The following is a 14,908-nucleotide window of genomic DNA, read 5'->3' on the forward strand; positions in this document are numbered from 1 at the left end:
CGCGTCAACGGCCTGCAGCGGGTTTCCGCCGGCAGTGTGTTCGGTGCCCTGCCGCTGAACGTCGGCGACCAGGCCGATGACCGCCGCCTGGTGGACTCGACCCGTTCCCTGTTCAAGACCGGGTTCTTCCAGGACATCCAGTTGAACCGCGATGGCAATGTGCTGATCATCAACGTGGTCGAGCGCCCGTCGGTGTCGAGCATCGAGATCGAAGGCAACAAGGCGATCAGCACCGAAGACCTGATGAAGGGCCTGAAGCAATCGGGCCTGGCCGAGGGCGAAATCTTCCAGCGTGCCACCCTCGAAGGTGTGCGTAACGAGCTGCAACGCCAGTACGTGGCCCAGGGCCGCTACTCGGCCGAGGTCGACGCCGAAGTGGTGCCGCAGCCGCGCAACCGTGTGGCGCTGAAGATCAAGATCAACGAAGGCACCGTCGCCGCCATCCAGCACATCAACATCGTTGGCAACAACGTGTTCGATGATGAAACCCTGGGGCAGCTGTTCGAGCTGAAGACCACCAACTGGCTGTCGTTCTTCAAGAACGATGACAAGTACGCCCGTGAAAAACTCTCCGGTGACCTGGAGCGCCTGCGTTCCTACTACCTGGACCGCGGCTACATCAACATGGACATCGCCTCCACCCAGGTGTCCATCACGCCGGACAAGAAGCACGTCTACATCACCGTCAACATCAACGAAGGCGAGAAGTACACCGTTCGCGACGTGAAGCTGTCCGGTGACCTCAAGGTGCCGGAAGACCAGGTCAAGTCGCTGCTGCTGGTGCAGCCAGGCCAGGTATTCTCGCGCAAGGTGATGACCACCACCTCCGAGCTGATCACCCGCCGCCTGGGTAACGAAGGCTACACCTTCGCCAACGTCAACGGCGTGCCACAGCCGAACGACCAGGACCACACGGTCGACATCATGTTCGTGGTCGACCCGGGCAAGCGTGCCTACGTCAACCGCATCAACTACCGCGGCAACACCAAGACCGAAGACGAAGTGCTGCGCCGCGAAATGCGCCAGATGGAAGGCGGGTGGGCGTCGACCTACCTGATCGACCAGTCCAAGACCCGTCTGGAGCGCCTGGGCTTCTTCAAGGAAGTCAACGTCGAGACCCCACCGGTGCCGGGCACCGACGACCAGGTCGACGTCAACTACAGCGTCGAAGAGCAGGCCTCCGGCTCGATCACCGCCAGCGTCGGTTTCGCCCAGAGCGCCGGCCTGATCCTCGGTGGTTCGATCAGCCAGAGCAACTTCCTCGGTACCGGTAACAAGGTGGCCATCGGCCTGACGCGCAGCGAATACCAGACCAAGTACAACTTCGGTTTCACCGACCCCTACTTCACCGCCGACGGGGTCAGCCTGGGCTACAACCTGTTCTACAACAGCACCGACTACAGCGATTACTACGACGATGGCGTTTCGTATTATGCGATCAACAGCTACGGCGCCGGGGTCAGCTTTGGCTACCCGATCAGCGAAACCTCGCGCCTGAGCTACGGCCTCACCCTGCAGCACGACGACATTTCGCCGGGCACCTACAGCGCCGACGAGATCTACGACTTCATTTCCCGCGAGGGCAAGAGTTTCAACAACCTCAAGGCCTCGATCGGCTGGTCGGAATCCACCCTCAATAAAGGCGTACTGGCCACCCGTGGCCACTCGCAGAGCCTGACGCTGATGGCCACCACCCCAGGCAGCGACCTGTCATTCTACAAGCTGGACTACAACGGCCAGGCCTACTTGCCGGTGACCAACAACACCGCACTGCGCCTGCACACCAGCCTGGGCTATGGCAATGGCTACGGCTCCACCGACGGCTTGCCGTTCTATGAAAGCTACACCGCAGGTGGCCAGGGTTCGGTGCGTGGGTTCAAGGACGGCACCCTCGGCCCACGCAACACCCCGGCCACCGGTGCTTATGCAAGGTCAGGCCAGGCTTACTACTCCGACCGAGACACCGATGTGCTGGGGGGCAATATCCTGATCACCGGCGGTGCCGAGTACATTTTCCCGTTGCCGTTCGTGAAGGACCAGAGCCAGCTGCGCAGCTCATTGTTCGTCGATGCGGGCAATGTGTATGCCGACACCTGCTACCTGTCCACCACCCAAGGCTGTGGCAGCGTCGACCTGGCGCAGATGGCCGTGTCGCTGGGGGTTGGCGTGACCTGGTACAGCCCGATGGGGCCGCTGAGCTTCAGCCTGGCGGCGCCGTTGAAAAAGCCGGATAACGCCGAGACCCAGATTTTCCAGTTCTCCCTGGGGCAGACATTCTGAAGCCGGCAAGGCAAGCGTCATGCGCGGTCCTACAGGGACCGCGAAGCGCTCTGGAGCATTACCCGCTTTTACCCTCGCTTAACCCAAGTTGACAGTCACATTGCCTAAGCTGACCTGCACTCGAACCCCGCCCAGCAGGACACACTCATGCCTCCCTTCACCCCTTGCTTCCCCACCACACTGCGGCACGATGAAATACCGCTGGCACTGCTCGACCTGGTCCAACAGCGCCTGGCCAGCCTGCTCGGCCCACGTTTCACCGTGGTCCTGGGCGGCAGTGGCGACGGTGCCGGGGTGAGCCACTACCACTTGGCAATCCAGCACAACCAAAGCGGTGTTTCCCTGGAAGACTACGGCACCGTCACAGCCGGTTTCATCGAGCGCCTGTTGCGCATGAGCACCCAGGTGCGCGACATGCTCGACTCAGCCACCTTCAGCCTCATGGCCAGCGAACACCCTGGCCGACCACTGGTATGGCTTCGCGAGCTGGCCTGCAACGGGGAAAGCATTACAATGCGCGCCCCAATCTGAAATATGTTTTCTCCATGAAATCACTGCTTTACGCCGTAACCTTATTGTTTTCCTTTACCCTGCCCGCCCTGGCCAACCCGCCGGCAACCTTCACCGAAGCCAAGGTGGTGGCCAAGCAGAAGGTGTACCTGGACCAAGCCAGCAGTGCCATGGGCGACCTGTACTGCGGTTGCAAGTGGACCTGGGTGGGCAAGTCCGGCGGGCGTATCGATGCCGCCTCGTGCGGTTACCAGACGCGCAAGCAGCAGAACCGCGCCGAGCGTACCGAGTGGGAGCACATCGTGCCCGCCTACACCTTCGGCAACCAGCGCCAGTGCTGGAAGAACGGTGGCCGCGAACATTGCGTGGACAACGACCCGGTATTCCGCGCCATGGAGGCCGACCTGTTCAACCTGTACCCGGCCGTGGGCGAGGTCAACGGTGACCGCAGCAACTTCAACTACGGCATGGTGGCTGGCAATGCAGGTGAATACGGCCAATGCAGCACCAAGGTCGATTTCGTCCAGCGCGCCGCCGAACCGCGTGATGAAGTCAAAGGCCTGGTGGCCCGCACCACGTTCTACATGTTCGACCGCTACCAGCTGAGCATGTCGCGCCAGCAGCAACAGCTGCTGATGGCCTGGGACAAGCAACACCCGGTGTCGGCCTGGGAGAAAGAACGCGACCGGCGTATTGCCGCGATCATGGGGCATGCCAACCCGTTCGTAAGCGGGGAACGCAAGTGGACGGCCGACTACAAGCCGGTTGGCAGCGGCGTGGTGCAAGCGGTGCCAGTGAAAGCCGCCAAGGCAGAGGCCAAACCGAGCCTGGCCAGCGCCGAGTCGGTCGGGGCTGTGCTAGGCAACCGCAACAGCCATGTCTATCACCTGTCGGTTGGCTGCCCGGGCTACAACCAGGTGGCGGCGAAGAACCAGGTTACGTTCGCCACCGAAGGTGAAGCGCAGGCAGCGGGCTACCGCAAGGCGGGTAACTGCCGATGACTTGACTTGCGGGGCCTTCACTTGTGTGAGCGGCCTTGTGCAAGTACCAGGGTTCGCGCTAGCCGTTGACCAGGTTCAACGGCCGCTCACCGGCCAGCGCGCTGAGCAGGTTGTCCACCGCGCAACGCGCCATGGCCTGGCGGGTTTCCTCGGTCGCTGAGCCGATATGCGGGGTCGCTACGACGTTATCGAGCTGCAATAGCGGCGAGTCTGTCGCCAGCGGCTCCTGCACGAACACATCAAGCCCCGCGCCGCGAATGCGCCGGTTCCGCAGCGCTTCGATCAGCGCTTGTTCATCCACCACACGCCCACGCGAGATGTTCACCAGGATTGCTTCGGGCTTCATCAACGCCAGTTCCCGTGTGCCAATCAGGCCTTCGGTGCTGGCGTTCAGCGGCACCGTCAGGCAAACGAAATCCGCCTGCTGCAACAAGGCATCCAGGCTGCATTTGCTTGCGCCATAGCGTGCCTCCACCTCGGGCTTGGGGCGCTGGCTGTGGTACAGCACACGCATGCCAAAGCCGGCGGATGCGCGCCGGGCCAAGGCCTCGCCGATGCGACCCATGCCGACGATGCCCAGCGTCTTGCCGTGCACATCACTGCCAAAATGTGCAGGCCCCAGGTTGGCCTGCCAATGGCCATCACGCACCCAGTTCGCCAGCTCCACCACCCGCCTGGCGGTGGCCAGGAGCAGGGCAAAGCCGGTGTCGGCGGTGGTTTCGGTCAACACGTCGGGCGTGTTTGTCAGCTTCACACCACGGCGGCTGAGTTCGGCAACATCGTAGTTGTCCACGCCCACCGAAACGCTGGACACCACTTCCAGCTGTGGCGCCAGGTCAAGCAGGCTGGCATCCAGGCGCACACTGGCCCCGAGCAACCCGTGCGCGCCCGGCAACGCATCGCGCAAGCGGGCCAGGCCATCGGGCTGGGCCGTATCTACCCAGGTCACCTCAACGCGCGCTTGCAGGCGTGCCATCAAGTCAGCGGGCAGGCGTTTATACAGAACAATTCGCTTCTTCATTACAAGTGTCCTAAGGCTTCACGGCCAGTTGCGCGCTATCGCGCTTTGCCCGGCCAGACATTTGGGAAGTATTGAGTGCAGCGGTAAGCGCCACTGCGCTCAGCAGCGCACCGCACATGAACAGGTAAGAGGCGCCAGGCCCACCTGTTGCACCATTGAGGTAGCCCACCAGCCACGAGCCACCGAACGAGCCCAGCGCGCCCATGCTGTTGATCAGCGCCATGGCACCGCCTGCGACGTTGGCCGGCAGGATCTCGGGCACGATCGCGAAGAACGGGCCATAGGGTGCGTACATGCAGGCGCCGGCGACCACCAGCAACGTATACGACAGCCAGAAGTGCTCAGTGCCCAAGGCATACGAGCCATAGAACGCCACGGCGGCAATCAGCAGTGGCGGCCAGACGAAACGCTTGCGTTTTTGCAGGCGGTCGGACGCCCAGGACACGCCCACCATCGCCAGCACCGCTGCCAGGTACGGCACCGAGGCCAGCCAGCCGGCCTGCACGATATCGACGTTCGCCGCTTGCTTGAGAATCGACGGCAGCCACAGCACGAAGCCATACACGCCAATACTCCAGCAGAAGTACTGCAGCGCCAGGATGATCACCTGCGGCGAGCGGAACGCCTCGCGGTAGTTTTTCACTGGCTTGATGCCCTGCTGCTCGGCGGCCAGTGCTTGCGCAAGGGCGGCCTTTTCCTGTGCGCTCAGCCAGTTGACCTGGGCCGGGCGGTCATCCACCAGGCGCCACCAGAAGAACGCCCAGATCACAGCTGGCAGGCCTTCGATGATGAACATCCAGCGCCAGTCGTAATGTTTGATCAGGTACCCCGACACCACCGACATCCACAAGATGGTCACCGGGTTGCCGAGCATCAGAAAGGTATTGGCACGCGAGCGCTCGGCACGGGTGAACCAATGGCACAGGTACACCAGCATTGCCGGCATGACCGCCGCCTCCACCACCCCAAGCAGGAAGCGGATTCCGATCAGCATGTAGACGTTGCTGACCATGCCGGTAAGCGTGGCAAGGCCGCCCCAAAGGATCAGGCAGACGAAGATCAGCTTCTTCACACTGCGCTTTTCGGCGTAGATGGCACCGGGTACCTGGAAGAAGAAGTAACCGAGAAAGAACAGCGCACCCAGCAGCGAAGACAGCACGGGAGTGATTTGCAGGTCGTCGGCCATGCCAGAGGCGGCGGCGAAACCGTAATTGGCGCGGTCCAGGTACGCCAGGCTATAAGTGAAGAACACGATTGGGATGATGTACCACCAACGGCGAGGTGCCAGGCTTGGGCTTTGCATGGTTTGTTTCTCCTGAGCTTGTTGTTTTTGTTGCAACAGGTGATTCGGGGTTGGTTGGGTCAAGCGCTTCTGCGCAGGTTGTGGGCCTCCAGCTCGTGGCGCAGCGGCAACCCTTCCATGTCGCCCCGCGATTGCACGGCACGGCTGCCGCACCAGTTACCACGCGCCACGGCCTCAGCCACTGCACGGCCCTCCAGCAGCGCACTCAGCACGCCGACGGCAAAGGCATCGCCGGCACCAACGGTATCCACCACATGGCTGACCGGCACCGCCGCTACCTGCCCTTCGCCCTTGGCGCTGCGAAAGTAGGCGCCGGCCTCGCCCAGTTTGATGACGACCAGCTCAACCCCTTGGTCAAGGTAGAACGCGGCGATGTCCGCCGGTGTTTGCTGGCCAGTCAGCAACCGCCCCTCCTCCAGGCCCGGTAGAACCCAGTCGGCCTTGGTCGCCAGGGCATTGATTTCGCGCACCATGCTGCTTTGATCAGGCCACAGCGAGGGGCGCAGGTTGGGGTCGAACGAAATACTGCGCCCCGCTGCGCGCATGGCGTCCAGCAGCGCGTGGGACAGCGCCCGGCAACTGTCCGACAGCGCCGGCGGAATGCCGGTGGCGTGCAGATGGCGTGCTTGCAGCACGTCTGAATGAATCAGCGCTGGCGACAGCCGACGGGCTGCCGAGCCACGGCGGAAGTACTCCACCGACGGGTCGCTGCCATCATCGCAGCGGGCCTTGAGCTGAAAACCGGTGGGGTAGCTGGCATCCACCTCCACGCCAGAACAGTCCAGGCCTTCGCGGCGCAAGCTGTCGAGCACGAAACGGCCCAGCGAATCGTCACCTACCCGGCTCAGCCAGCGCACGTTGAAACCCAGCCGCGCCAGGCCGATGGCCACGTTGCTGTCCGCACCGGCGATGCGTTTGCCAAACTGCTCGACACTGGCCAGGTCGCCGGTTTGCTCGGCAACGAACATGGCCATGGTCTCGCCGAAACACAGCACGTCATGCTCATGCATGGGCCACCTCCTGCTCCGCGCCCAGCGCAGACAGGCTACGCACCTGGGCGCGGGTCAGCGCCAGCAGGTCTTCGCCAACCAAGGGGTACTCGACGGCGCGTACCACGCCAGGCGCGAACTCGGCCAGCAGCGTTGCCCACTCGTGTAGGTCCGCCGCTTTGGGCGGTATGGCTACCAGGCGGCCATCGGCCCGGCGCTGCACAGCCTTGCAGTGCACGTACTGCACCCAACGGCCAAGTTGCCGTGCGGCTTGCCCCGCAGCCTCACCCTGCCACTGCCAGTTACCGATATCGAACGTCATCCCCAGGCGCAGCCGTAACTGCTCGGCATTCTGGAAAAACTCCACCAGGGGTTCGATCCTGCCTCCTTGGGTGGTCTGATCGTTTTCAACCAGCAGCAGCGGCCCATGTGCCGGCAGCACTGCCGCCAGGGCTGCCATATCGCAGCGCTCATTGAAATGGCCCAGTGAAACCTTCAGCGCCACCGCGCCAAGCGCTCGGGCGATTTCCAGCTTGTGGACCAGGAGTGGATCGGGCATGCCTTGCGTGGTCCACAGTTCAAGGGGTGTCGAATACAGGCACTCCAGGTGCAATGCGGCAATGACCGCACCCAGGGCGGATGCGTCAGGTGCACTGGCGAACAGTTCTTCGCGCAATTCCACTCGGCTAACGCCAGCGGCTGCCAGCAAGTCCAGGAACTGCTCTTGGCCACGTTGCCGCACAAAGTCGGCACCGTAGCTGGAAAGGCTGATGGAAACGGGGTTCGGGTGCATTGTTTTTATCCTTATGAAACCGGTTTCATTTTTGATCGGCAGCGGCGGACACAGGCCTGCCGTTGCTTACTGGAGTTGGGTTGAGCCGCGGACGATCAGGTCGGCCTTGAAGTCGATGCGCCGCGCTGCCCCGCTGTCGCCGCGAAGGCGGCCGAGCAGGCTTTCGAAAGCCGCCTCACCGATGCGTTCGGTAGGCTGGGCCAGTGCAGTGATGCCTTTGCCAACCAAGGGGTACCAGTCCAGGTCGTCGAGGGCGATCAACCCGACGTCGGCAAACAAGTTGCACCCGGCCTCTTGCAAGGCCCGGGTTACCGCCAAGGTCGCTACGCCGTTGAAGGTGAAGATGGCTTGTGGGCCATGGCTATGGCGGGCGAGAAACGAAGCCAGCTGGCCCTGCAGCCCCGTGCTGGTTTCCAGTACTTGCTGACGCATGCCGGGCCGGCGGCTAACCGACGCGCCGAACGCCTGCACCCGCTCCAGGCGTGAGCTGGTGCCATCGAGGGGTTCACTGACTGCCAGGATATCGCGGTAGCCTTGGGCCTGCAGGTGGTCGAGGGCCTGCTCGACCGCGTCGGCATTGTCCAGGCCGACCAGGTCCACGTTCAGTTCGGGCAACTGGCGGTCGACCAACACCATGGGGATGTCACGCTGCAGGTTGAGCAGTTCACCGGGGTGATGACCCAGGGTGTTCACGACCAACCCTTCGACGTTGTAGCTCTGCAGGGCCTCCAAGTGGTGACGTTCCTGCTCGTCGTCACGGTTGGTGTTGCACACCACCAGGCTGTAACCGTGCTGACGGCAGGCGGTTTCCACACCATGCATCACGGCCACTGAATAGGGGTTGAGAATATCGGCTACCAGCATGCCGATCAGTCGCGTCTGGCCGCGCTTGAGGCCGCGGGCCATCTGGTTGGGGCGGTAGCCGAGGCGCTCGATGACCTCTTCCAGGCGCTTGGCGGTAGCGTCGGCCAGCAATTGACGATCGCCACCGATGTAACGGGAGACGGTGGCTTTGGAAACGCCAGCGACACGCGCTACTTCGCTGATGGTGACCCGTTCGCGGGCATGGGCAGGCGCGTCGGTCATGGGTTGTCCTTGTGATTATTGTGATTGCGATGAAACCGGTTTCAATACAGCAAATCTGTGGCAATTCGTCAACATACCGTTAGTCAGTAATGTTGAAGCCGATATGGTATTCGAGATTATATAAGCTACTTAAGATACTGATATAACAGTAATTTTAAGACGCAGAATAAGGGAGCGGGTTAACCCCGCCCCCCAATGCATCAGGATGCACGTAAGAGGTCAGCGAAGCGACTTCACATCACTGGCCGTAACGGCGCCGCCCTGGTTACCCCAGCTGCTGCGAATGAAATTCACCACCTCGGCAACCTCCTGGTCACTCAGGCGCCAACCGAACGCTGGCATGGTGAAGTTCGATGGCGCGGTATGCGTTGCCGGTACCGTGCCCCCCGCCAACACCACATGGATCAACGATGTGGCATCCGTGGTTTGCACCACGGGGTTACCGGCCAGCGCTGGGAACACTCGGGTGTAGCCCTGGCCATCGGTGCGGTGGCAGGCCGCGCAATTGTCGATGTACACCGCCGCCCCAGGCTTGCTGTCATCACCGTTCCACAGCGCCTGCGCCACCTGCTTGTCGTAGACGTGCGGCTGGTCGTCGGGGTTGCTCGGCGGCAAGGTCTTCAGGTAGCGGGCGATCGCGGTCAGGTCGGCATCCGTCATGTGCTGCATGCTGTGCTCGACCACGTCGCTCATGCCGCCGAACACGGCGCTGCGATCGCTGCGCCCAGTCTTGAGGAACTGCACCAGCTGCGCCTCGCTCCAGCTGCCCAGCCCGTCCTGGTGATCGCCACGCAGGTTCTTGGCAATCCAGCCGTCCAGCGGAGCGCTGCCGGCCAGAAACTGCTCGCCATCCGCAGGGCTCAGCGCTTTTTCCTGCATGGTCAGCGCTCGTGGCGTATGGCAGGCGCCACAATGCCCAAGCCCTTCGACCAGGTACGCACCACGGTTGACCACCGGGTCGGCTGCCGCCGAGGCCTGCCAAGGCTTGGCCTCTGGTGCGAACAGGCCACGCCAGATTGCCAGCGGCCAACGCATGCTCAGTGGCCAGGGAATGTCGGTGGCCTTGTTCGGCTGCTCGACCGGCTCCACGCCCTTCATGAAGTAGGCGTACAGCGCCTGCATGTCCTGCTCGCTGACCCGTGCATATGACGGATACGGCATGGCCGGGTACAGGGTGCTACCGTCCTTGCCGATACCCTTGCGCACCGCCTGGTCGAAGTCCTCGAAGCTGTACTGGCCAATGCCGCTGGCTGCCGGGGTGATGTTGGTGGAATACACCGTGCCGATTGGCGTTTCCATCGGCAAGCCACCGGCAAAAGGCTTGCCGCCCTTGGCGGTGTGGCAGGCCACACAATCACCGGCGCGGGCCAGGTATGCACCTTGGCGCACCTGCGCATCGTCATGGGTGGCCGCCTGCGCAGCCGTACCGGCACCCAGCAGCAGGGTTGCGATCAACATTGTCTTCATGCTCATCGCTCCTCAGGCCTGAACCAGCGGGCCGGGGTTTTTCAGGTACTGCTCGCGGATGGCGCGGGCCGACCAATAGGTCAGCGCGGCCACCAGCCCGGTCGGGTTGTACCCCAACCCCTGCGGGAACGCCGAAGCGCCCGGGACGAACACGTTGTGCACATCCCAGCTTTGCAGGTAGCGGTTCAGTGCACTGGTTTTCGGGTCGGTGCCCATGATCGCGCCACCGTTAAGGTGGGTGGTCTGGTAACTGGCGGTGTTGAAGTGATCCTTCACCTGCTTGCCCAGCACGGCAATGGCCTTGGGGTTCATCGCCTGGGCGATCTTGCTCAGCTTGCCGACCATGAACTGGTTCATCTTGATGTCGTTCTCCTGCCAGTCGAAGGTCATGCGCAACAGCGGCTGGCCGTAGGCGTCGCGGTACGTGGGGTCGAGGTCCAGGTAGTTGCCACGGTAGGACTGGTGAGCGCCGTGGGCGTCCATCGACACCTGGTGGGTGTAGTAGTCCGCTGTGGCTTTCTTCCAGGCACTGCCCCAGGCCGGCGTGCCCGGCGGGTTGGAGATGCCGGCAATCGGCCGGCTGCCGGCCTGGTTCACCCACATCGGCGAGCCGCCGACAAAGCCGTGCGGGCCATGGTCGAAGTTGTCGGCATTGAAGTCGTCAATGGCAATGCCATTGCCACCCGCGCCGATAAAGTTGTTGGTGTAGGTGCTCTTGTCGAAGAACGCCTTGACCGTCCCCATGTTCTGGTAGGCGAAGTTACGCCCGACCACACCTTCGTTCTTCACCGGGTCGTAAGGCTTGCCAATGCCGGAAAGCAGCATCAGGCGAACGTTGTTGAACTGGAACGCCGCCAGGATCACCAGCTCCGCTGGCTGCTCTACCTCGCGCCCCTGGGCATCGATATAGGTCACACCGGTAGCCTTGCGCTTGCTATCGTCCAGGTTCACCCGCAGCACGTGGGCATTGGGCCGCAACTCGAAGTTGGGCACCTGGCGCAGCGCCGGCAGAATGTTCACGTTGGGCGAGGCCTTGGAGTACATGTAGCACACGTAGCCGCTGCAAAAACCACAGAAGTTGCACGGCCCCATTTGCGCACCGTAGGGGTTGGTGTAGGGGCCGGAGGTGTTTGCCGAGGGCAAGTTGTAGGGTTTGTAGCCCAGGCCCGTGGCGGCCTTTTCGAACAACCTGGCCGATACAACGTTCTTCTGCGCAGGCAGTGGGAACGGGTTGGAACGGTCCGGTGCATAGGGGTTGCCGCCCTTCCCTTCACCGACCACCTTGCCTTTGACGGTCCACGCCTGGCCTGAAGTGCCGAAAACCTTTTCGGCAAAGTCGAAATACGGCTCCAGTTCTTCGTAACTGACGCCGAAGTCCTGGATGGTCATGCCCTCGGGGATGAACGTGCGCCCGTAGCGCTCTTCGTAGTGGCTGCGCAGGCGCAACTCGACCGGGTCGACCCGAAAGTGCACGCCCGACCAGTGCAGGCCTGCACCGCCAACGCCCTTACCTGGCAGGAAGGCACCGAGCTGGCGGTTGGGCAGCGCCACATCGTTCACGCTATGGCGGACAGTGACGGTTTCTTTCGATACATCGACGAACAGCTTCTTGCGCACGCTGTAGGTCAGCTCATCGATCACCTGCGGGTAGCTGCCTTCCGGGTAGGTGTCCTGCATAGGCCCACGCTCCAGGGCTACCACGTGCAGACCCGCTTCAGTCAGCTCCTTGGCCATGATCGCGCCGGCCCAGCCGAAGCCGACGATCACGGCATCCACTTTGTTCAACACAGTCGCCATGCTTCAAGCCCTCTCGCCGCGAATCGATACAGCCGGAAACGGGTAAGGCTCGTTGCGCTCGACCCAGTCCATGAAGTCGGCGCGGGCGCCGGGGAAACCGATCTGGGTCCAGCCGACCATGCCTTTGTTGCCACCATGGATCGGGTCGCAGAAGAACCCTTCACGGGTGTTTTGCACCAGCAAGCTGAAGAACACCTTGGCCGGAACGGTATCGAACACCAGCTCGCCTGCCTCGACCTTGCTGAGAATACGGTCTCGGGTAGCGCTATCTTGCGCAGCAAAAGGCTGCCCGCCGTTGGTTTTGCACCAGCCGTCCACGGCAGCGATGCCCAGGCGGTAGATCTGTTGTGGGCTGAGCTGTAGCTGATAGCCCAGCTCGGGCGCCGCGTCGGCGTTGAACGGGCCTTGCATGTACCACTGTGCACCCGTCGCATAGGGAGTGTTCATCTGCCGGTCGATGAATTCGGCGGCGCCGGCTTCGAGTGCGCCGGGGCCAAGTTCATCGGCCGGGATGATGCGCGACACGGCAGCTTGGACAAAAGCCCACTCTTCGGCGCTGAAGAACGTCGGCTGATAGTCGCCCGCGGGTGGCATGGCCGGCACGTTGGGTTGCTGATGCGCTTGCGGTGCCGCAAGCAGCTGGCTGGCGCCCACGCCCAGCCCTGTGCTGGCCACGGTAACGACAGGGATCAGGGTCAAGGTCTTGCGCAGAAAATCCCTGCGCGGGTTGTCTGGGGCATGCTCAGGCATTGGAAGTCCTCATTCGGCTGTGCGGCGGCCTTGGAAAGCGCCATCTGATTTCTTTAGGGGGTGATCTTGATAGGCCATCAAGAAGACAGCCGAATAATCTAGCGCGTTCAGAAATGTTTTGAAACCGGTTTCATACTTGACTTATCACAGCTCAAGCCACCCCCGTACGGCTGTCCGATAAGGCTTTTTTCACACCTGCCTCACTCTCTGCCGACATTCCACCGCCTACAGTGCCGACGCTCTCGTATGGAGCGAGCTGACTGGAGTGGCAATATGCTGCAAGGCGTTATCGACAAATCCCCCGCCTCACGGCTTGCGCAGGTATACCGACTGCCTTGGGGTGCGGCGCAATTGGCAGTCCTGTGCATGCTGTTCGTGCTGGGCGCGGCAGCAGCCTGGGCGCATGCCCACATGGCCATCCCAAACCTGGGCAACCCGCATCACCTGCAACGCAGCGGGCTCGAGGCCGCCTGGGCGAAAGGCTCGGTGATTGTGGTGCTGCGCCATGCTGAACGCTGCGACCGCTCCAGCGGTGCCTGCCTGGGTGACCCCAGCGGTATCACGGTCGCGGGCAGCCAGGTGGCGGCCAATGTAGGCCTCGGCCTGCAACACCTCGGCCTGAGCGCAGCCGATGTCTGGGCCAGCCCGGAGGTGCGCACCCGGCAGACCGCACACGCCATGTTCGGTAAAACCATTGCCACGCAAGACTGGCTTAATCAGTGTGACGGCGACTTTGCCGAAAACGCCCTGGCGCTCAAGCGAAACGGCCACAACCTCGTGCTGGTCAGCCACAGCGGCTGCATGGAGCGGCTGGAACAGGCGCTTGAAGTGCCCTCAAGCGCGATGTCCAACAGCTATGCCAGCGCCCTGTTCATTACCCAGGGCAGCGATGGCAAGGCGAAAATGCTGGGCCAGATAGCAGCCAGTGAATGGCGCAAACTCGTTGAAGCCAAGGAACTCTGAACATGCCCTCCCGCGCCACCTTCTATCGCAACAACCTGCTGCTGCCGCTGTTGCTGGCCGCCATCGTGTTCATGGCATTCGACCTCACGGAGCTCGATCGCTGGATTAGCAACCTGCTGCTCGACCCGGCCACTGGGCAGTTCCCGCTGCTGCACAACCAGTGGTTCGAGAAAGCCACGCACAAATGGCCGCGCATCCTGCCGGACTGGACGGGTGAGCTGGCCGTCATCGGCAGCCTGCTGTCGTTCATCTGGCCGCGCCTGGCCAACCGCCCTCAAGGGGGCCTGACCCGGGTGTTGGAAAAGGCCCGAATCGCCCCGGTGCTGCGTTTTACCACCCAACACCGCCGCGACTTGCTGTTTATTGTGGTGGCGTTTGCGCTGAGCACAACCGTGATTCATTACCTGAAAAGCCACACCAGCGTGTATTGCCCCGTGGAAACCACGCTGTATGGCGGCTCACACGCCCGGGTCGAATGGTTCGAAAACTTTTCCTTGTGGAGCAAGGCCGGCGATGGCCGTTGCTGGCCGGGTGGCCATGCTTCCAGCGGGTTTACCTTGTTGGCGCTGTATTTCGTTGCACTTCGTCACCGCTGGGCGCATGCACGCAAGTTGCTGGTGGCTATTTTGTTGATCGGGTTCGTGTACGGCACTACCCGGGTGCTGCAGGGTTGGCACTATATGTCCCATACCTTCTGGGCTGGGATCTTTGTCTGGCTGACAACCTGGGCAACGGCATTGTTTTTCTATGGACGCATCGCGTTGCAGGCGCCTGAACACAGTCCTGAAGCCGTTAGTACCCAGACTGCAGACTTCGCGTAGTACCTGTGGCAGCGGCTGGTTTGCACCATCACCCAAGCTAGCCCTGGAGCAGCCTTGTGCTGCTCACACAGGTCCGGTGCTCGCCTTGGCATGGCGGGGGTGCGAAAACTGGGTTGGAATTACTTGC

At 62.3% G+C, this 14,908-nt stretch carries 13 protein-coding genes; 5 read left to right on the forward strand and 8 right to left on the reverse strand.

Annotated elements, in window-relative coordinates; all coding sequences use genetic code 11:
- From bamA to DM807_RS08605, 3 genes are all read left to right on the forward strand, one after another.
- On the forward strand, positions 1-2,280 hold a 2,280-nt coding region (bamA, locus tag DM807_RS08595), incomplete at its 5' end, for an outer membrane protein assembly factor BamA (protein WP_179027268.1).
- Between the two features lie 147 nt (positions 2,281-2,427).
- Entirely contained in the window at positions 2,428-2,811 is a 384-nt protein-coding gene (locus DM807_RS08600; RefSeq protein ID WP_060514755.1) for a hypothetical protein, read from the forward strand.
- Between the two features lie 14 nt (positions 2,812-2,825).
- On the forward strand, positions 2,826-3,791 hold the full coding sequence (locus tag DM807_RS08605; protein WP_012272209.1) for an endonuclease: 966 nt from the start codon (positions 2,826-2,828) through the stop codon (positions 3,789-3,791).
- A gap of 58 nt (positions 3,792-3,849) precedes the next feature.
- Here DM807_RS08605 and DM807_RS08610 read toward each other — a convergent pair whose 3' ends face one another.
- The 8 genes from DM807_RS08610 to DM807_RS08645 form a co-directional block, all read right to left on the reverse strand.
- Positions 3,850-4,812 carry a 2-hydroxyacid dehydrogenase gene (locus DM807_RS08610; protein WP_012272208.1) on the reverse strand — a complete coding sequence of 321 codons (963 nt, stop codon included), beginning with the start codon at positions 4,810-4,812 and terminating at the stop codon, positions 3,850-3,852.
- A gap of 10 nt (positions 4,813-4,822) precedes the next feature.
- Positions 4,823-6,115 carry an MFS transporter gene (locus tag DM807_RS08615; RefSeq protein WP_179027269.1) on the reverse strand — a complete coding sequence of 431 codons (1,293 nt, stop codon included), beginning with the start codon at positions 6,113-6,115 and terminating at the stop codon, positions 4,823-4,825.
- 59 nt (positions 6,116-6,174) lie between these two features.
- A complete protein-coding gene (locus tag DM807_RS08620) occupies positions 6,175-7,125 on the reverse strand; it encodes a sugar kinase (protein ID WP_060514757.1) in 951 nt (316 codons plus the stop codon).
- Positions 7,118-7,897 carry a sugar phosphate isomerase/epimerase family protein gene (locus DM807_RS08625; RefSeq protein WP_179027270.1) on the reverse strand — a complete coding sequence of 260 codons (780 nt, stop codon included), beginning with the start codon at positions 7,895-7,897 and terminating at the stop codon, positions 7,118-7,120. The genes DM807_RS08620 and DM807_RS08625 overlap by 8 nt, the downstream gene beginning before the upstream one ends.
- Positions 7,898-7,963: 66 nt before the next feature.
- Positions 7,964-8,983, reverse strand: coding sequence for a transcriptional regulator PtxS (gene ptxS, locus DM807_RS08630; RefSeq protein WP_179027271.1), 1,020 nt, complete (start codon positions 8,981-8,983; stop codon positions 7,964-7,966).
- 219 nt (positions 8,984-9,202) lie between these two features.
- Complete coding sequence (locus tag DM807_RS08635; protein ID WP_060494083.1) at positions 9,203-10,450, reverse strand: cytochrome c; 1,248 nt, start codon at positions 10,448-10,450, stop codon at positions 9,203-9,205.
- Between the two features lie 12 nt (positions 10,451-10,462).
- Entirely contained in the window at positions 10,463-12,247 is a 1,785-nt protein-coding gene (locus tag DM807_RS08640) for a GMC family oxidoreductase (RefSeq protein WP_012272202.1), read from the reverse strand.
- 3 nt (positions 12,248-12,250) lie between these two features.
- Positions 12,251-12,997: a gluconate 2-dehydrogenase subunit 3 family protein gene (locus tag DM807_RS08645; RefSeq protein ID WP_179027272.1), complete on the reverse strand. Its 747-nt coding sequence runs from the start codon at positions 12,995-12,997 to the stop codon at positions 12,251-12,253.
- A 273-nt stretch (positions 12,998-13,270) separates the two neighbouring features.
- Here DM807_RS08645 and pmrG point away from each other — a divergent pair, with 273 nt between their 5' ends.
- Both pmrG and DM807_RS08655 read left to right on the forward strand, forming a co-directional pair.
- The gene (gene pmrG / locus DM807_RS08650; protein ID WP_012272200.1) at positions 13,271-13,960 is read left to right on the forward strand and encodes a lipopolysaccharide core heptose(II)-phosphate phosphatase PmrG; all 690 of its coding nucleotides are present in this window, start codon (positions 13,271-13,273) and stop codon (positions 13,958-13,960) included.
- A gap of 2 nt (positions 13,961-13,962) precedes the next feature.
- Entirely contained in the window at positions 13,963-14,781 is an 819-nt protein-coding gene (locus tag DM807_RS08655) for a phosphatase PAP2 family protein (protein WP_060494085.1), read from the forward strand.
- The last annotated feature ends 127 nt before the right edge of the window (positions 14,782-14,908 follow it).

The organism is Pseudomonas hunanensis, assembly GCF_013393325.1.
Taxonomy (GTDB): domain Bacteria; phylum Pseudomonadota; class Gammaproteobacteria; order Pseudomonadales; family Pseudomonadaceae; genus Aquipseudomonas; species Aquipseudomonas putida_P.